This window comes from Streptomyces sp. NPDC045021, from assembly GCF_056432645.1.
In genome coordinates this window covers 171118-187772 of record NZ_JBWKIQ010000005.1, presented here as the reverse complement: position 1 = coordinate 187772, position 16655 = coordinate 171118, and the positions used below count along the sequence as shown (strand labels likewise).

Here is a 16655-nt window from a genome sequence, read left to right as displayed (position 1 = left end):
ACACGTGCGGCTCAACGGGGGTGCCGCCAAGGGATGTTCATGGAGGATTGATGCAGATAAAGCACCACGGCCGGGTTCGTACCGGTGCGATAGCCGCTGTCAGCTTCGCGGCACTTGTCGGCACGGGCGTTCTCGCCACGCCGGCATCGGCGCACACGCCGGTCTGGTCGGTCACCTGCGACAAGGTCACCGTCGACCTCACGCAGTACAACGGCAGCGTCGAGAACACCGTCACGATCACCGTGGACGGCAAGGACCTGCTGGCGACCACGCAGTTCAAGAACTCCTTCCACAAGACGCTGGACCTGGCGAAGCACGCCAAGGACGTGTCCGTGCACCTCGTCGTCAAGGCGGGCGACACGAGCGCCAAGCACAACTTCGACAAGGACGAGACCAAGACGGTCGCGCCCTGCAAGGGTGACGAGTCCACCCCGCCGACCACTCCGCCCACCACGGCGCCGAGCAAGCCGACCACCCCGCCCGCCACGACGCCGGCCACGCCGACGTCGAGCGCGCCGGTCGTCAAGCCGAGCCAGTCCACCCCGCCGACCAACCTGGCGGAGACCGGTGGTTCCAGCTCCACGCCGATCATCGGTGGGATCGCCGCGGCCGTCGTTGCCGCCGGTGCGGGTCTGCTCTTCATGAACCGCAAGCGCCGCTCCTCGCACAGCTGATCCGACGGATCACCCCGCAGGCGGAATCCCCGTAGCGCGTCGGAGGGCCCGTACTCCTGGAATGTCCAGGGGTGCGGGCCCTTCTCGTCAGCCGGACGCCGGCTCGGACGACGTGGGCTCCCGGGGACCGCGCGGCGCGGGCGGCGCGAAGTGCATGTAGGACTTCTCCTGGACGCGCTCGGCGATCCGCCAGGCGCCGCCGACGCGGACGAAGGCATCGATGTACCACATACCGCAGTGCAGCACCCCGCCGTCCGCCGCGCCCCGCTCGCCGGGCAGGACCAGCGGGTTGTGGCACATGGTGCGGCCGGTCGCGAGGTCGCCGTCGAGCCTGATCGAGGCGTTGCCCAGGAGATGCTGGTAGGCGGGGAACTGCCCCATCACGGAGCCGAGGAAGTCCTTGACCTCCGGGAGGGTGCCGCGCGGCCCGCCGGTCGCGGTGTAGTCGATGACGGCGCCCGCCGCGAACACGTCGTCCAGCAGGTCCCATTGCCGGGTGTCGACGGCGTGGCAGTAGTCGACCATCAGATCCTGTATCTCCAGCCGGTCGGAGATTTCGGTGAGCGTCAGCATGCGGCTCCCGGTACTTCGCGGCCCCCGAGGGGCCGTTGGGCGGTCGGAACCGCCATGGATCGCACGGGCCGTTCGAGAAGTCAAGGGCGGCGGCCGTCCGCCTCGGCAGCGGCCGGGCCACCTCGCCCGCCCACCGGCGTACGCGGCGGCGGTGTCTGTGAATACGCGGGGAATCCCTCGGCCGGTTCGAGGTCGGCCGTAGCGGCGACCGTAGGATCGGGCCATGGATCTTCGACTGCCGCGGCGCAAGCGGTTGCTCACCGGCGCGGTGGTGCTCGCCCTGCTCGGTGGCGCCGGAACCTGGGCGGTCGCGTCGTCGGCCGCCTCGTCCGGCGGTGCGAGCGTGCACCAGCAGGACGCGATGCTCCCCGGGCAGGGGGAGCGGCTCGACACGTCGTTCTTCACCGCCGGCGGGACGCAGCGCCGCCCCGCCGTGCTGCTCGGGCACGGCTTCGGTGGCAGCAAGGACGACATGCACGACCAGGCCGAGGACCTGGCGCGCCAGGGATACGCGGTGCTGACCTGGTCCGCCCGCGGCTTCGGGAAGTCCACGGGCACCATCGGCCTCAACGCGGCCGACGGTGAGGTCGCCGACGTGAGCCGGCTCGTCGACTGGCTCGCCAAACGGCCCGAGGTGCGGCTCGACGCGGCGGGCGACCCCCGGGTCGGGGTCGCCGGGGCGTCGTACGGCGGAGCGATCTCGCTGCTCGCCGCCGGGTACGACCGGCGGATCGACGCCATCGCCCCGCAGATCACCTACTGGAACCTCGCCGACTCGCTCTTCCCCGGCGGCGTCTACAAGAAGCTCTGGGCCGGGATCTTCTTCTCCAGCGGTTCCAGCGACCCCGGTGACCCCCGCGGTTCCACCGACCCCCGCGGTTCCGACGGTTCCAGCGGCGCACGGGCCGGCGATCGGGCGTGCGGGCAATTCGCGCCGGCCGTGTGCGCGATGTACCAGCGGGTCGCGGTCGCCGGGAAGCCCGACGCGGACGCCCGCGCCATGCTGGACAGCCTCAGCCCGTCCGCCGTCGCGGACCGCATCAAGGTGCCGACCCTGATCGTGCAGGGCCAGAGCGACTCGCTCTTCCCGCTCGGCCAGGCCGACGCCATGGCGAAGGCGATCGCCGCGGGCGGCGCGCCCGTCGCCGTCGACTGGATCGCCGGGGGCCACGACGGCGGCGACCTGGAGACCGCCCGGGTACAGGGCCGCGTCACCGCCTGGTTCGACCGCTACCTCAAGGGCGACACCTCGGCCGGCACCGGACCGGCCTTCCGGGTGACCCGCACCGGCGGCGTGAACTCCACCGACGGCCGCGCCGTGTTGCGCGGCGCGACCGCGGACCGCTACCCGGGCCTGGCCGGCACCTCCTCGCGTACGGTCGCGCTCACCGGCGGCGAGCAGACGATCACCAATCCGGCGGGCGGCAACCCGCCCGCGATCTCCTCGCTCCCGGGCATCGGCGGAATCTCCCAGCTGTCCAGCCTCGGCGCCGGCATCTCGCTGGACTTCCCCGGCCAGTCGGCCCGGTTCGACTCGGGCCCGCTCGGCTCCGGAATCCGCGTCACCGGCTCGCCCACCGTCACTGTGCGCGTGAGGACCGCGGCGGCCGACGCCGTTCTCTTCGCGAAGCTCTACGACGTCTCCGCCGACGGGCGCCAGTCGCTGCCCGCGCAACTCGTCACCCCGATACGCGTCAGCGACGCGGCCGCCGGCAAGAACGTCGAGCTGCGGCTGCCCGCCATCGACCACCAGTTCGCGGCCGGCCACCGGCTGCGGCTCGTCCTGGCCAGTACCGACCTCGCCTACGCCTCACCGGCCCCGGCCGCCACGTACACCGTCTCGCTCGCCGCTCCCGCGCTGACGCTGCCGACCGACCCCAAGGTCGCCACCGCGGCGGCAGGACTGCCCTGGTGGACCTGGGGCATGCCGCTCGGCGCGGCGGTCGTCGCCGCTCTGCTGCTGCTCACCGGCCGCCGCCGGGTGCGCACCCCGGCCCCCGACCCGGCGCTGTCCGGTGTACCGCTGCAGATCACGGACCTGAGCAAGAAGTACGCCAAGTCCGCCGACCGCTACGCCGTCCGCGATCTGACGTTCCGCGTCGAACGCGGGCAGGTGCTCGGACTCCTCGGCCCCAACGGCGCGGGTAAGACCACCACGCTGCGGATGCTGATGGGGCTGATCCGCCCCGACGGCGGCGAGATCCGCGTCTTCGGCGAGGCCATCAGGCCCGGTGCGCCGGTGCTGTCCCGCGTCGGCTCCTTCGTCGAGGGCGCCGGCTTCCTGCCGCACCTGTCCGGGCGCGCCAACCTCGACCTGTACTGGCAGGCCACCGGCCGGCCCGCGCAGGACGCGCACTTCGACGAGGCGCTGGAGATCGCCGGCCTCGGCGACGCGCTGCGGCGCGCGGTCCGCACCTACTCCCAGGGCATGCGGCAGCGGCTCGCCATCGCGCAGGCCATGCTCGGCATGCCCGATCTGCTGATCCTGGACGAGCCGACCAACGGCCTCGACCCGCCGCAGATCCGCGAGATGCGCGAGGTCCTCATCCGGTACGCGGCCGAGGGCCGCACGGTGATCGTCTCCAGCCATCTGCTCGCCGAGGTCGAACAGAGCTGCACCCACCTCGTCGTGATGGACCGCGGGCAGCTGATCACCGCGGGCCCGGTCGGACAGATCACCGGCTCCGCCGACACCCTGCTCGTCGGGGTGGAGGGCGAACTGCCCGAAGGGGTCCTGGAGAAGGTCACCGAGCTGCCGGGGCTCTCCGGCGTGGTCCGCGGCGACGACGGCCTGCTCATCGCCCTCGACGGCATGACCGTCCCGCAACTCCTCGTCGAACTCGTCCGGCTGGACGTCCCGGTCACCCGGGTCGGACCGCACCGCCGCCTGGAGGACGCCTTCCTCACCCTCATCGGAGGCAACGCATGAGCGCCACCGCCCCGGCACCCACCCCGGCCTCCGCTCCCGCCACGTCCACCGCACCCGGCTACCACCCGCGCCGCACGCTGCCGCTGCGGGTGGAGGCGATGCGGCAGTTGCGGCGGCGGCGCACCCTCGTCGTCGGCGCCGTGCTCGCCGCGCTGCCCTTCATCCTCATCGCGGCGTTCGCCATCGGCGGCCAGCCCGACGGCAGCGACAGCCGCAACGGGCCCTCCCTCATCGACACCGCGACCGCCTCCGGCGCCAACTTCGCCGCCACCTGCCTGTTCGTCTCGGCGGGCTTCCTGCTGGTGGTGCCGGTCGCGCTGTTCTGCGGCGACACCGTCGCCTCGGAGGCTGGCTGGTCCTCGCTGCGCTACCTGCTGGCCGCGCCGGTGCCCCGGATGCGGCTGCTCACCAGCAAGCTCGTGGTGGCGCTCGGCTTCAGCGCGGCGGCGATGCTCCTGCTGCCCGTCGTCGCCCTCGCGGCGGGGACCGTCGCCTACGGCTGGGGCGATCTGCAGATTCCCACCGGCGGATCCCTGCCGTCCAGCACGGCGCTGCCGCGGCTGGGTATCGTCATCGCCTTCATCTTCGTCAGCCAGTTGGTCACCGCGGCGCTCGCCTTCTGGCTCTCGACGATCACCGACGCTCCGCTCGGCGCTGTCGGCGGAGCCGTCGGGCTCACCATCGTCGGCAACGTCCTGGACGCCGTCACCGCCCTCGGCTCCTGGCGCGATCTGCTTCCCGCCCACTGGCAGTACTCCTGGGCCGACGCCCTCCAACCGCGGCTCGAATGGTCCGGCATGATCCAGGGCGCGGCGGTCTCCGTCTCCTACGCCCTGGTGCTGACCGCCCTCGCCTTCCGCGGATTCCGGACGAAGGACGTCGTGTCCTGAGCGGCAGGGCCCGGCGGAAGGTGCCGTTCGTCCAACGCTGGGCGGGAGTTCACCGGGACGTGGGCCCGCGTTGGGCCGGACCGCAGAGCCTTGGGGCGCTTGACGTACTGGCGTTCTGGGGAGGTCCGATGGCTCTGCGTTTTCTGCGTCGTCCGGTGGCGGTGGTGATCCCGGTCGCCGCGCTCGCCGCCATGGGTCTGCCCGGCCAGGCCGAGGGCGCGCCCGCCGCGCATCAGCCGGCCGCGCGGGTCACCGGCACCGCCACGCTGCCCGCCATCGATCTGGGGACGTTCAGCAACGGCCTGCTGCCCGGCACCGTCGGCGACGACCGCGGGGTGAAGCTCGGCGGCATCGGCAGTGACATCTTCCCGGCGGGGCGTCCCGGCGAGTACTGGACCGTCACCGACCGGGGCCCCAACGGCCAGATCAAGATCGGCAAGGAGAAGCGGCGGACGTTCCCCGTGCCCGGGTTCGACCCGGCGATCGTCAAGGTCAAGGTCGTCGGCGACACCCTCAAGGTGCTGACGGCGATCCCGATCACCACCTCGCACGGCGCGCCCGTCACCGGGCTGTCCAACCAGGCCTCGCGGGACGAGACGCCGTTCACCTACGACGCCTCCACCGCGCTGGCGTACAACCCGAACGGCCTCGACACCGAGGGCATCGTCCGGGCGGACGACGGCACCTTCTGGCTCGTCGACGAGTACGGCCCCTCGCTGGTCCATGTCTCGGCGAAGGGCCGCGTGCTGGCCCGCTACGTGCCCAAGGGGCTCGGTCCGACCGGCGCCGACTACCCGGTCGTCGAGTCGCTTCCGGCGATCCTGCTCCAGCGCAAGGTCAACCGCGGCTTCGAGGGACTCACCCAGCTGCCCGGCGGCGACCTGGTGATCGCCGTGCAGAGCCCGCTGTCCAACCCGGACAAGACCGCCGGCGAGACCTCGCTCACCACCCGCCTGCTGCGCTTCTCGCCGCGCCACCGCGCGATCACCGCCGAGTACGTCTACCGCTTCGACCCGGTGAACGTCGTCGACCCGAGCGAGACCGACCCCTCCGAGCTGAAGATCTCCTCGGTCGTCGCCGTCGGCCGCGACCGGCTGCTCGTCGAGGAGCGCACCGACAAGGCCGCCCGGGTGCAGCTGGTCACGCTGCGCGGCCGGGACAACATTCTCGGCCGGTCCTGGGACGACCCCGCGACCGCGCCCTCGCTGGAGCAGCTCGCCGACCCGGCCGCGGCCGGGGTGCCGGTCCTGGCCAAGCGGCTCGCGCTGGACCTGAACACGGTCCCCGGCGTGCCGCAGAAGATCGAGGGGGTCGCCGTCGTCGACCGCTCCACGCTTGTCCTGATCAATGACAACGACTTCGGCATGACGGACGGCCCGGGAGCATTCGACGCCGCCGGACGCCTGGTCGACAGCGGTGTGCGGACTACTCTGGTACGTGTACGGCTGGACCGGCCGCTGCCCCGGTGAGCCGTGTCCGGGAACCAGGACGGACCACTGGGCGTTCTTCCTGACAAGCGCGGCATGTGCCGCGGACGGAGGCGGGGAAGATGTCCAATCGTGCGAAGCTCGCCGTCGGCGGCGTGGGCATAGGGATCGTCCTGATGATTCTGGGCGTCCCGTTCTGGCTCGCGCTGCTGGTGGTCATCGGTGTGCCGGTGGCCGCGTATCTGACACTTGATCCTTCGCAGCGGCGTCGGCTCAAGAGGATCTCCCGCCGGGAAATAGGCCGCTGACCTGCCCCTCGCCGATAGTAGGGTGATCGTGGAATCATCCACCGGTCGAGGGGGCAACGGCTCATGGGCGGGACGGTCACTGCGGTCAGCCGCAGTTCGGAGCATCACTTCACCAAGCCGAACGAGGAGAGCATCCGGCTGCTCGCCGGTCTCGGCGTGGAGGGCGACGCCCACCTGGGCGTAACCGTCCAGCACCGTTCGCGCGTCGCCCAGGACCCGACGCAGCCCAACCTGCGCCAGGTCCATCTCCTCCACGCCGAGCTCTTCGACGAGCTGCGGACCGCCGGTTACGACATCGCCCCCGGCGACCTGGGCGAGAACGTCACCACCCGTCAGGTGGACCTGCTCGGCCTGCCGGTCGGCGCCCGGCTGCGGCTCGGCGCGTCGGCGGTCGTCGAGATCACCGGGCTGCGCAACCCCTGCCTGCAGATCGACCACTTCCGCACCGGCCTGCTCAAGGAAGTCGTCTTCCGCGACGAGGCGGGCGAGCTGATCCGCAGGGCCGGGATCATGGGCATCGTGCTGTCCGAGGGCGAGGTGCAGCCGGGCGACCCGATCGAGGTCGAACTGCCCGAGGGCCCGCACCGGCCGCTGGAGCGTGTGTGACATGGCGGATACGGACAGCACGGCAGCAGGTGCCCGCTCCGTCGCGGAGCTGATCGAGCACACCCGCGGCGGGCGGCGCGTCAAGTACGTGCACTTCTGGGGCCACCGGCCGCAGCGCGACGGCAGCGTGGGCGCAAGCTGCTTCAGCCAGTGGTGGCCGTCTCCCTTCACCGTGGACGGCGTGGAGTACGCCACCGCCGAGCACTGGATGATGGCCGGCAAGGCCCGGCTCTTCGGCGACGCGGCGGCGGAGCGCGCCGCCGTGGCGGCCGTGCACCCCAAGGCCGCCAAAGCGGCGGGGCGTTCGGTGCGCGGCTTCGACGACGCGACCTGGCAGCGCGAGCGCTTCGCGCTCGTCGTCGACGGCAGCGTGGCCAAGTTCGGGCAACACCCTGAGCTGCGCGACTACCTGCTCGGCACGAACGAGCGCGTGCTCGTCGAGGCCAGCCCGCTCGACCGGATCTGGGGCATCGGACTGGCCTCCGACGACGAGCGGGCCGAGGACCCGGCCCGCTGGCGCGGGCTCAACCTGCTCGGCTTCGCGCTCATGGAGGCCCGCGCCCGGCTCGCCGCAGAGCAGTAGCCACTGAGCAGACGTGGACGGTGCGGCTGCCGGGAGTTGGCGGAAATACCGTTGCGGGCGGTTCCCCGGGGTGCGAGCATCACGGTCATGATGATCCGAAAGGCTGGCCTCGCGACCCTCCGGTGATCGCGATGACCCCACACGAATTCGACCACCTGCCCTTCCCGGCCCGTATGCGGGCCCTCGCCGAATACGCCCGGGCCCTGGACGCCGGCAGGTACCGCGATCTGCGGGCCGCGCTCGACGCCGGTGATCCGGACGAACGGCACACCGCCCTCTTCCTGGCAGTCGCCCGCCGCGACCTCGGCGCGGTCACCGCAGCACTCGACGACCCGCTGTTGCGGTCCCGGGCGCTGGCGGCCGCGATCAGGCTCCCGATTCCCGAACAGGCCCTGGCCGCCCTCGCACTGAGCGAGATCCGCGCCGTCCGCCATGACACCTACCGCGTGCTGCGCCTCTCCCGCCGCCGCGCCCTCGCCGACCGGCTCCTGCCTCAGGTGCACGAACGCTACGGCCGCGCGGAGGCCGCCCGGTTGCTCCCCGCCTGCACGCCCGGGACCGCCGGGGAGTGGCTGCCCAGGCTGGACGCACCGCCGGGGGTGCTCCGTTCGCTGGCCCGGACAGCTCCTGGCGCGCTGGCCGCCCAACTGGCCGACGACCACCGGGCATCCACCGATCCGCAGCACGGCGGAGTCGCACGATCGAACGACCGCCGGCTGGTCACCACACTCGTCGAACGGGATCCGGACGCCGGGATGCTGCTCCTGGAACGGGCGCCGGAGTTGCTGACCGAACGCGCCATGTCCGTTCTGCTGCGCAGACCCCGGGCCGTTCTGGAGTCGGTGCGCCGTACCGGGACGAAGGAACTGCCGCTGGACGCGCGGCCCCTGCCCCGCGCGGCGCTTCGCGCGCTGCGCGCACTCGACCCACTGGAACTGACCGAACTCGCCGGAATCTGCGCGTCGTCCACCGGCCGCGGCGGACCGTACGGCACGGTGGTGGCGCCGGACCCGTTGCTGCTCCTGCTGCCGGCCGGCGCCCGCCTTCGCCTGGTGGAGGCGCGCGTGGCGGAGGCGAGAGGCGGCTACGGCCTTCCACTCACCGCGGTGGCCGCCCTCGCGCCCGCCGACCGCGCCGTCCTCCTGGAGCAGTTCATGCGCCGGACGGTGCGAGGCCCCCGATTGCGGCGCCGGGTCGCCGCCGTCATGCCGCCGGCCGACGCCGAACCACTGATCCGTGAACTCACCGACTCGCACCGGGTGCACGAACGGGCCCAGGCCTGGCCTGTCCTGCTCACCAGCGCACAGCTCCAGGGCGATCCGGCCGACTACGCCCGCATCGTGGCCTCCTGCGAACGGGCCTGGCACGACCAGGAGATGGTCCGCCACGCCGCCCTCACCCAGGCGGCCGCGACTCCGCCCCGGCTCCTCGGCGCCGTGCCGCCGCACTGCCTGCGTGACATGGCGCTGACAACCGTCCAGTCCCGCGACTCCACCGCCCGCTCCCTCGCGGCGGCCGAACGCTGGCTGCGCCGTACGGTGACCGTCGCCGCCGCCCGGGGCGACGGAGAACGGGCGGCGGCCGTCGCCCTCCTGCTGACGGAGATCGTCGCCGACCCGCGCAGGGCGGGCGGAGCCGTCCCGCTGAAGCTCGGTGACCACGCGCAGCGACTGATCTGGGAGGCCGCCCGGCGGACCGACCCGCGTCCACGGCACCTCGTCGCGCTGGCCGAACTCCTCGCCGGCAACGGCGCCCCGGTGCCGGAACTCGACGCGCTCGTCGAAAGCATCGCCCTGTCGGACGGTGATCGGGGACTCGCGGTCCGCGCCGCGGACGTCTGGCTGGCCGACCCGGCCACCCGCGCGGAACGCTGCGGCCGGCTCATCGCGGCCGACCCGGCGTTCGCCTCGGTTCCCCGCGTCCAGCACACGCTGGCGCACCGCCGCACCGACCTGCTCGACACGGTACTGGACCCCGGCGCGGCGACCCGCACGGCGTGGGTGCCCGCGCTGCCGCCCTCGGTCACCGGGCGCTGGCTACCGCACCAGCGGGCACTGCTCGACCAGCGGCTGGTGGCGGTCGCCGCCGACGAGGACGCGACGCTGCGCCGACGTGCCGACGCCGCCGCCCTCCTGCGCGACGATCTGCTGCTGCGCTGTCTCGCCGACGACGCGCCGCAGCCGGTCGCGGCGGCGGCGCTCACCGCGCTGGGCAACCTGGGAACGGGCGCGGTCGGCCTGCTCCTCGAACACGCAGCGGGCGCGGGAGTCCGGGGCAAGGCCGCCATGGCGGCCGTTCGTCGGCTGATCGGCACCATGCCCGGCAGCGCGGCCGTCGCACTGCTCGCGCCCGTCGTCCGCGACCGGGCCGCACCCGTCGGCACCCGGAAGGAGGCGGCCCGCGCGCTGGCCGAACTGACGGAACTGCCCGGCGAGTCCGCGTTCACCGCGCTCCTGGCCGGCTGGGACGCGCCCGGTCAGCACCGCGACGTCCTCGCCGTCCTGGCGCGGCCGCTCGTCGGGCGGATCGACCGGCCACCGGTCGCCGCGCGGCTCGCCGAGCGGTTGCACCAGCCCGCCGTTCGTGACGCCGTCATCACCGGGGACGTCGCCGCGGTACCTGCGGAGGTGCGCGGCGCCTACGCCCGGTTCGTCGCCGGGCTGGTGCCCGTCGCGGAACCGGAGATCGCGGGGGCCGTCTGCCGCGCGATGTGGCAGCACCGGGCCTGGCCGGCCGAGGAGGTGGCCGGGCCGCTGGCCGCGGCCGTCGCCGATCCCGGACGGCCTTCCGGCCTTCGCGAGAGCGCGGCAGCGGTCCTCACCGGCCTGGCGGGTTCGCCCGTCGGTCTCGCCGCGCTGCGCACCGCCCTCGACGCGCTCGCGGTCCAGGGCGGTGAGGGGCCGGTTGACGTACGGCGCTCCGCGCTCCGCATCCTGCACCATCTCGCCCAGCGCTACGGGCAGCCGTCCGCCGCGGTGCTGGACGTCGTCACCGACGCCCTGCTGCGCGCGGGACTGCGCCGCACCGCCACCGCGACGTCGCTGGACACCGCGCTGACGGCGATGCGCGCGGGGGATCCGGCGCCCGACCGGTGGGACCGCTGGCTCGGCCTGGTCGCGGACCATCCGCACGGTCTCGACCTGGGACAGCGGCAGTATCTCGATTCCGGGCGTGAGCCGCTGCCCCCTGCCGTGCACGAGACGGTCGTGAGCCTGCGGGGCCGCGGTGCTCCCGCCGCCGGTCTGGTCGCCGTCGAGGTGGTCGGCGCGGCGGGCCGGCGGTCCGGATGGCAGGCCCCGTGGCCGGCCGAACTCGCGGCGCTGTGCGCGGACCCGCACCCGGGCGTCGTCGAATCGGCGCTCCTGGTGGACGTGGAGCGCAGTTCCATCTGACGGCTACGGGCCGGTGGTCTCCTCATCGGCGGCGGGCCGGTGATGGACGGCCACCGGCTGCCCGGCGGCCGCGGTGCGTACGTAGTCCTCGATGGCGGCGTCGAGGCCCACGTCGTGCTGCGCCTGCTCGGACATGAACCAGCGGTGCTCCAGGAGCTCGTGGAACACCTGGGCGGTGTCCAGCGAGGCCCGCAGCTCCTGGGGCACCGCCCGGACCGTCGGCCGGAAGACCTCGCGGACCCAGCGGTGCGCGAGGACCTCGGGGCGGGCGCCGAGCGGGTCGCCCGGCGTGTAGTCGTCCTGCGAGGCCATCCACGTCTCCAGGTCGTTCAGGAGACTGCGCGCCTGGTTCTCCTCCGCGTCCATGCCGGTCAGCCGCAGCAGCTGCCGCTGGTGGTGGCCCGCGTCGACGACCTTGGGGAGGAACGTGACCGCGTCCCCGTCCGGCGAGCGCTGGATCTGCATCTCGGCCACGTCGAAGCCGAGCTCGTTCAGCCGGCGGATGCGCCGGTCGATGTAGTGCCGCTTGCCGACCGGGTAGACCGACTCCCGGGTCAGCTCGTGCCACAGCTCCTCGTACCGGTCGGCGATCGCCTGGCCGAACAGGACCGGGTCGACCGACGGGTGCAGCGAGCCGCCCGCCTCCAGGTCCATCAGCTCGCCGGAGATGTTCACGCGGGCGACCTCGATGTCGTACTCGCGCTGCCCGCGGGTCAGCTTCGGCTGGATCTGGCCGGTCTCGGCGTCCACCAGATAGGCGGCGTACGCGCCCGCGTCACGCCGGAAGAGCGTGTTGGACAGGCTGCAGTCGCCCCACGCGAACCCGGTCAGATGCAGCCGCACCAGCAGGACGGCGAGGGCGTCGAGGAGCCTGCTGACGGTGCCCGGCCGCATCGTCGTCTCGAACATCGACCGGTAGGGCAGCGAGCCGTTGAGGTGCCGGGTGATCAGTACGGGCTCCAGCGGCTCGCCGTCCGCGCCGGTCCGCCCGGTCACCACCGCGACCGGGTCGACCGCGGGTATCGCCATCCGGTCGAGGTCGCGCAGCAGCCCGTACTCGCGCACCGCGGCCCACTCGCCGACCTCCTTCACCGCGACGACCTCGTCGCCGGCGCGGGCGAAGCGCACCACATGGCGCGAGATGCCGCGCGGCAGGGCGACCAGGTACTCGTCGGGCCACTCCTCCAGCGGGATGCCCCAGGGCAGGTCGAGGAGGGCCGCCGGGTGTTCGGGCGCGGTCGCGGTGATCTGCAGCTCCATGACGCACAAGTGTGCGGCAGCCACAGCGCGCCCGGACAGGCGGGTCGGGGAAACTCTCGGGGGCCGGGCTCCGTTGAGTGATCATGCGGTGGTGCGGGTTGCGGTGGTCGCAGCGGCTGAGAAGGAGCGTGTGAGACATGGCGGAACGACTGGTCGTCATCGGCGGGGACGCGACAGGGATGTCGGCCGCCTCGCAGGCACGCAGGCGCCGGGACCCCGAGGACCTGGAGATCATCGCCTTCGAACGCGGTCATCACACGTCCTACTCGGCCTGCGGCATCCCGTACTGGATCGGCGGTGAGGTCGAAGGGGCCGAGGCCCTGGTCGCGCGCACCGCCGCCGAGCACCGCGAGCGCGGGATCGACCTGCGGCTCGGCACCGAGGCCGTCGAGATCGACCTCGACCGACGGCGCGTGCGCACCCGGGAGGTGGCGGGCGGCGACGAGTCCTGGACGGGATTCGACCAGCTGGTCATCGCCACCGGCGCCGTCCCGACCCGGCCGCGGATTCCCGGCATCGACGCGGACGGTGTGCACGGCGTGCAGACCCTGGACGACGGCGAGGCCGCGCTGCGCACCCTGGAACGCGGCGGCGCGCGGCGGGCGGTGGTCGTCGGCGGCGGCTACATCGGCGTCGAGATGGCCGAGGCCATGATCCGTCGCGGGCTGGAGGTCACCATGGTCGACCGCGGCGAGCAGCCGATGTCCACGCTCGACCCCGACATGGGCCGGCTCGTGCGCGAGGCGATGGAGGGCATGGACATCGAGGTGGTGTCCGGTGCGGAGGTCCGCAAGGTGCTCACCGGGGACGACGGCCGGGTGCGGGCCGTCGCGACCGAGGACGCCGAGTACCCGGCCGACGTCGTGGTGCTCGGACTCGGCGTCCGGCCCAACACCGCGCTCGCCCGGGACGCGGGCCTCGCCCTCGGCGAGCACGGCGGGTTGCTCACCGACCTGGCGATGCGGGTGCACGGCGCGGAGGGCATCTGGGCCGGCGGCGACTGCGTCGAGGTCCTCAACCTCGTCTCCGGTACCCACCAGCACATCGCGCTGGGCACGCACGCCAACAAGCACGGACGCGTCATCGGCATCAACATCGGCGGCGGTTACGCCACCTTCCCCGGCGTCGTCGGCACCGCCGTCAGCAAGGTCTGCGACGTCGAGATCGCGCGCACCGGTCTCAAGGAGTCGCAGGCACGGGCCGCCGGGCTGCGGTTCGTCACCGCCGTCATCGAATCCAGCAGCCGGGCGGGCTACTACCCGGGCGCCGCGACCATGACGGTCAAGATGCTCGCCGAGCTCCGCACCGGGCGGCTGCTCGGCCTGCAGATCGTCGGACGGGAAGGTGCGGCCAAGCGCGTCGACATCGGCTCCGTCGCCCTCACCGCGGGCATGACCGTCGACCGGATGACGGCGCTCGACCTCGGCTACGCACCGCCGTTCTCCCCCGTCTGGGACCCGGTGCTGGTCGCCGCACGCAAGGCCGCCGACAAGGTGGAGGCCGAGCTGCGGGGGCACTGAGGCACCGGCGCCCGGACAGGCCGACCCGGTGGGGCCGGCCGCGTGGGCTCAGTGCTGCCCGGCGGCCAGCTTGTCCAGCGCCTCCAGCAGAGCCGGCAACGCCGGGCCGCGGCGGACCGGGTGGACCTCGCCCGGCTCCTCGTCGAGCAGCACGAACGCCATGTCGTCGGTCCGCGCCACCAGGCTCCAGCCGGGCCCGTCCGCGCGCACCGCTCCGTGGGCCGACCTGACGCGTCCGGGCGGCGGCGGTGCGCTGAGATACGCCTCCGCGCTCTCCAGCGCCCTGCGCACGCCCGCGTGGCTCACGACGACGGTTCCGGCGCCCTTGGCGTCGTCCTCGTCGTCGCCGGCGGCCTCGGCATCGGGCGCCACGTCCGAGTCGGTCGCCTCGTCGGCCGACTCGTCCCCGGTCGCTTCATCGACAATCGCCGGGTCCGCGGCCGAGCTCTCCTCCGGCTTCGGGCCGTCCTCGGGCGCCGGGTCAGCGGTGGGTGCCGGGTCGGCGGCGGAGTCCTCGGTGAGCTGGTCGCGCCAGGCCCACCACCGCAGCGCGATCTCGTCCGCGCCCAGCCGCCGCTGCGCTCCGCCCCAGGTCTCCAGGTCGGGCGGCGCCAGCGGTGGACGGCCGCCCTCCTCCTCCGACGGATCGTGCGGATCGGGCACGCCCGGCGCGGCGACGGCCACCGGCAGCGGCCAGCCCGGCAGGGCGGCGGCCACATAGCGCTCGTCCGGCGACAGGTCGTACTCCAGCCCGCAGTCCCAGGCCGCCAGCGCGCACGCGACCAGCGCAGTGTCGGTGATCGCGACGGTCCACCGGGCGCCGCCGCCGTCCTGTCCGAAGAGCAGCCCGTAGCCGTCCCTGGCCGGCTCCAGCCCGAGCACCTCGCAGGCCTGCGGGTAGTCGTCGGCGAGCACGCTCGGGAACTGCGCCGGCGTCAGCATCGCCGCCGTGAGCACGAACAACGCATCGTCGTCCGTCTGCGCGTAGTCGTCCGTCTCGGTCACGGGGCACCTCCCTCTCTTCGGTCCGCGCACCTTAACCAGGGGGTAACCTCCGCGTCGATAGCGGGGCCCGCCCGGAGGGAAAACCGCTCGGAACCGGGGCACCGCGACCCTTACCCTGCGGGGTATGGGTGTCCACCGCACGCACTACGTCTGCCTCCCGTGCCGCGCCTCCTACAAGCAGGAGTACGGGCCGGAGCGCGCCCGGCGCTGCCCGCGCTGCGCGGCCGAGCTGATCCACGCGGGTTCCGCGTTCGCGGCGCCCCGCCGGAGCGATGCCCCGGCGTGGCGGGCGCTCACCGTGCTCCTCACCGCGGGCGTCGGATTCCACAAGTCCTGCTGCGGCGGTCCCGGCTTCCGCCCGCGGACCCCCCGCGAGGTACGCGAACGCCTGGCATACGCCGCCGCCTCCGGTGAGCCCGTCGTCCGCGCACTGACCCGCTACGACCTCTCCTTCACCGACCGCCGTCCCGGCAAGCCGGGTTCCCGCCCGCTGGAGCGGAGATAACCCAGGGGAGAGCGCGAACTCGGCGACGGGGAGAGGTGATTGACATGCCCGGCCTGCTGCACAGGATCGGAGACGTGTTCCGACTGCCGGTGCGAGCACCCGACCCGGCGGGTCCCGGGGACCGGGCCCCGCTGGAGCACAACCTGTTCGACGCGGCCGCGACCTACGTGGTGGCCTGCATCGCCGACGACCAGGACCGGATCGACGAGGCCGCGGGCCGAGTCGCCCCCGACGCCCTGATGTTCGGCGTCAACGAGCTCGCGCAGCGCGCGGTGCTGACACTGGCCAGAGAACACGGCACCGAGCCGGAAGCCATGGCCCGCGCCCTGCTCGGCCTGCCCGCGGCCTAGAACCGCTGCTCGTTTGCGGCCTGGGGTACTGCTCGTTGCTCGCTACGTCGCGTCCGGATCGTCGCCGAGTTCTTTCAACGTGGCGCGCAGCCAGCCGAGTTCGGCGTGGCTGGTGGCGCGGGCGATGGTGAGGACACCCCTGCGGTAGGGGTCGTCGAGCTCCTCGGCGCGGATTGGCCGGTCGCCGTCGTAGAAGAAGCTGGCGGGCTGCTCCAGGAAGGAGAGCCGGCGGCGGAGCACCGCGGCCTCCTGGCGGGCGTCGCCGAGGTGGCGCAGGAACGCGAGGAGGGTGAACCAGCGGTTCTCGTCGCTCAGATCGAGCTCCGCGGGCTCGGCCAGCCGCCGCCGCAGTTCGGTGCGGCCCTCGGCGGTGAGCGTGAGGACGTGGCGGGGCGCGGCGACGGCGCCGGGCTGGGTCTCGCGCCGGAGCCAGCCGGCCTTCTCCAGGCGCTTGATGGCCGGATACAGGGTGCTCTCGGCGACCGGCTTGACGTGGCCGGTGAGGGCGGCGATGCGTTTGCGCAACTCGTAGCCGTGCAGTGAGGCGTCGTACAGGAAACCGAGGATCGCGAGCTCCAGCATGAGGCCATTCTCCCGCATCGCCGCATGCGGCGCTGTACATCGTTGACGTAA

The 16655-nt window shown here is 73.3% G+C and carries 15 protein-coding genes; 11 read left to right on the top strand and 4 right to left on the bottom strand.

The window, feature by feature from the left end:
- Nucleotides 1-50 precede the first annotated feature (50 nt).
- Entirely contained in the window at nt 51-674 is a 624-nt protein-coding gene (locus AC07DC_RS17595) for an LAETG motif-containing sortase-dependent surface protein (RefSeq protein WP_478915317.1), read from the top strand.
- Between the two features lie 87 nt (nt 675-761).
- Here the strand turns inward: AC07DC_RS17595 and AC07DC_RS17590 are convergent, their stop codons facing one another.
- A complete protein-coding gene (locus AC07DC_RS17590; RefSeq protein ID WP_478915316.1) occupies nt 762-1247 on the bottom strand; it encodes a nuclear transport factor 2 family protein in 486 nt (161 codons plus the stop codon).
- Nucleotides 1248-1470: 223 nt separating this feature from the next.
- Here AC07DC_RS17590 and AC07DC_RS17585 point away from each other — a divergent pair, with 223 nt between their 5' ends.
- The 7 genes from AC07DC_RS17585 (at nt 1471) to AC07DC_RS17555 (ending at nt 11382) form a co-directional block, all read left to right on the top strand.
- Nucleotides 1471-4176, top strand: coding sequence for an alpha/beta fold hydrolase (locus tag AC07DC_RS17585; RefSeq protein WP_478915315.1), 2706 nt, complete (start codon nt 1471-1473; stop codon nt 4174-4176).
- The gene (locus tag AC07DC_RS17580; RefSeq protein ID WP_478915314.1) at nt 4173-5066 is read left to right on the top strand and encodes an ABC transporter permease; all 894 of its coding nucleotides are present in this window, start codon (nt 4173-4175) and stop codon (nt 5064-5066) included. Before AC07DC_RS17585 ends, AC07DC_RS17580 begins: the two co-directional genes overlap by 4 nt.
- Before the next feature lie 128 nt (nt 5067-5194).
- Nucleotides 5195-6535, top strand: coding sequence for an esterase-like activity of phytase family protein (locus AC07DC_RS17575; RefSeq protein WP_478915313.1), 1341 nt, complete (start codon nt 5195-5197; stop codon nt 6533-6535).
- A gap of 80 nt (nt 6536-6615) precedes the next feature.
- Entirely contained in the window at nt 6616-6801 is a 186-nt protein-coding gene (locus AC07DC_RS17570) for a hypothetical protein (RefSeq protein WP_478915311.1), read from the top strand.
- Nucleotides 6802-6864: 63 nt separating this feature from the next.
- Nucleotides 6865-7407, top strand: coding sequence for an MOSC domain-containing protein (locus tag AC07DC_RS17565; RefSeq protein ID WP_478915310.1), 543 nt, complete (start codon nt 6865-6867; stop codon nt 7405-7407).
- Nucleotide 7408: 1 nt separating this feature from the next.
- Nucleotides 7409-7990 carry an NADAR family protein gene (locus tag AC07DC_RS17560; RefSeq protein WP_478915309.1) on the top strand — a complete coding sequence of 194 codons (582 nt, stop codon included), beginning with the start codon at nt 7409-7411 and terminating at the stop codon, nt 7988-7990.
- Between the two features lie 131 nt (nt 7991-8121).
- Nucleotides 8122-11382, top strand: coding sequence for a hypothetical protein (locus AC07DC_RS17555; protein WP_478915308.1), 3261 nt, complete (start codon nt 8122-8124; stop codon nt 11380-11382).
- A 3-nt stretch (nt 11383-11385) separates the two neighbouring features.
- On the opposite strand, the gene AC07DC_RS17550 is transcribed toward AC07DC_RS17555, so the two are convergent.
- Nucleotides 11386-12642 carry a DUF4032 domain-containing protein gene (locus AC07DC_RS17550; protein ID WP_478915307.1) on the bottom strand — a complete coding sequence of 419 codons (1257 nt, stop codon included), beginning with the start codon at nt 12640-12642 and terminating at the stop codon, nt 11386-11388.
- Nucleotides 12643-12779: 137 nt separating this feature from the next.
- Here AC07DC_RS17550 and AC07DC_RS17545 point away from each other — a divergent pair, with 137 nt between their 5' ends.
- On the top strand, nt 12780-14162 hold the full coding sequence (locus tag AC07DC_RS17545; protein ID WP_478915306.1) for an FAD-dependent oxidoreductase: 1383 nt from the start codon (nt 12780-12782) through the stop codon (nt 14160-14162).
- 48 nt (nt 14163-14210) lie between these two features.
- On the opposite strand, the gene AC07DC_RS17540 is transcribed toward AC07DC_RS17545, so the two are convergent.
- Nucleotides 14211-15167: a hypothetical protein gene (locus AC07DC_RS17540; RefSeq protein ID WP_478915305.1), complete on the bottom strand. Its 957-nt coding sequence runs from the start codon at nt 15165-15167 to the stop codon at nt 14211-14213.
- Nucleotides 15168-15291: 124 nt separating this feature from the next.
- Between AC07DC_RS17540 and AC07DC_RS17535 the strand changes: the two genes are divergently transcribed.
- Nucleotides 15292-15672 carry a deoxyxylulose-5-phosphate synthase gene (locus AC07DC_RS17535; RefSeq protein ID WP_478915304.1) on the top strand — a complete coding sequence of 127 codons (381 nt, stop codon included), beginning with the start codon at nt 15292-15294 and terminating at the stop codon, nt 15670-15672.
- Between the two features lie 44 nt (nt 15673-15716).
- Complete coding sequence (locus tag AC07DC_RS17530) at nt 15717-16022, top strand: hypothetical protein (RefSeq protein WP_478915303.1); 306 nt, start codon at nt 15717-15719, stop codon at nt 16020-16022.
- Between the two features lie 42 nt (nt 16023-16064).
- On the opposite strand, the gene AC07DC_RS17525 is transcribed toward AC07DC_RS17530, so the two are convergent.
- Nucleotides 16065-16604, bottom strand: a complete 540-nt coding sequence (locus tag AC07DC_RS17525) for a PadR family transcriptional regulator (protein ID WP_478915301.1) — start codon at nt 16602-16604, stop codon at nt 16065-16067.
- Nucleotides 16605-16655 lie beyond the last annotated feature (51 nt).

What these genes read in the sequence shown, in the direction of transcription:
- AC07DC_RS17595 (WP_478915317.1), top strand. Translation starts at nt 51, where the DNA reads ATGCAGATAAAGCACCACGGCCGGGTTCGTACCGGTGCGATAGCCGCT.
- AC07DC_RS17590 (WP_478915316.1), bottom strand. Translation starts at nt 1,247, where the DNA reads ATGCTGACGCTCACCGAAATCTCCGACCGGCTGGAGATACAGGATCTG.
- AC07DC_RS17585 (WP_478915315.1), top strand. Translation starts at nt 1,471, where the DNA reads ATGGATCTTCGACTGCCGCGGCGCAAGCGGTTGCTCACCGGCGCGGTG.
- AC07DC_RS17580 (WP_478915314.1), top strand. Translation starts at nt 4,173, where the DNA reads ATGAGCGCCACCGCCCCGGCACCCACCCCGGCCTCCGCTCCCGCCACG.
- AC07DC_RS17575 (WP_478915313.1), top strand. Translation starts at nt 5,195, where the DNA reads ATGGCTCTGCGTTTTCTGCGTCGTCCGGTGGCGGTGGTGATCCCGGTC.
- AC07DC_RS17570 (WP_478915311.1), top strand. Translation starts at nt 6,616, where the DNA reads ATGTCCAATCGTGCGAAGCTCGCCGTCGGCGGCGTGGGCATAGGGATC.
- AC07DC_RS17565 (WP_478915310.1), top strand. Translation starts at nt 6,865, where the DNA reads ATGGGCGGGACGGTCACTGCGGTCAGCCGCAGTTCGGAGCATCACTTC.
- AC07DC_RS17560 (WP_478915309.1), top strand. Translation starts at nt 7,409, where the DNA reads ATGGCGGATACGGACAGCACGGCAGCAGGTGCCCGCTCCGTCGCGGAG.
- AC07DC_RS17555 (WP_478915308.1), top strand. Translation starts at nt 8,122, where the DNA reads ATGACCCCACACGAATTCGACCACCTGCCCTTCCCGGCCCGTATGCGG.
- AC07DC_RS17550 (WP_478915307.1), bottom strand. Translation starts at nt 12,642, where the DNA reads ATGGAGCTGCAGATCACCGCGACCGCGCCCGAACACCCGGCGGCCCTC.
- AC07DC_RS17545 (WP_478915306.1), top strand. Translation starts at nt 12,780, where the DNA reads ATGGCGGAACGACTGGTCGTCATCGGCGGGGACGCGACAGGGATGTCG.
- AC07DC_RS17535 (WP_478915304.1), top strand. Translation starts at nt 15,292, where the DNA reads ATGGGTGTCCACCGCACGCACTACGTCTGCCTCCCGTGCCGCGCCTCC.
- AC07DC_RS17530 (WP_478915303.1), top strand. Translation starts at nt 15,717, where the DNA reads ATGCCCGGCCTGCTGCACAGGATCGGAGACGTGTTCCGACTGCCGGTG.
- AC07DC_RS17525 (WP_478915301.1), bottom strand. Translation starts at nt 16,604, where the DNA reads ATGCTGGAGCTCGCGATCCTCGGTTTCCTGTACGACGCCTCACTGCAC.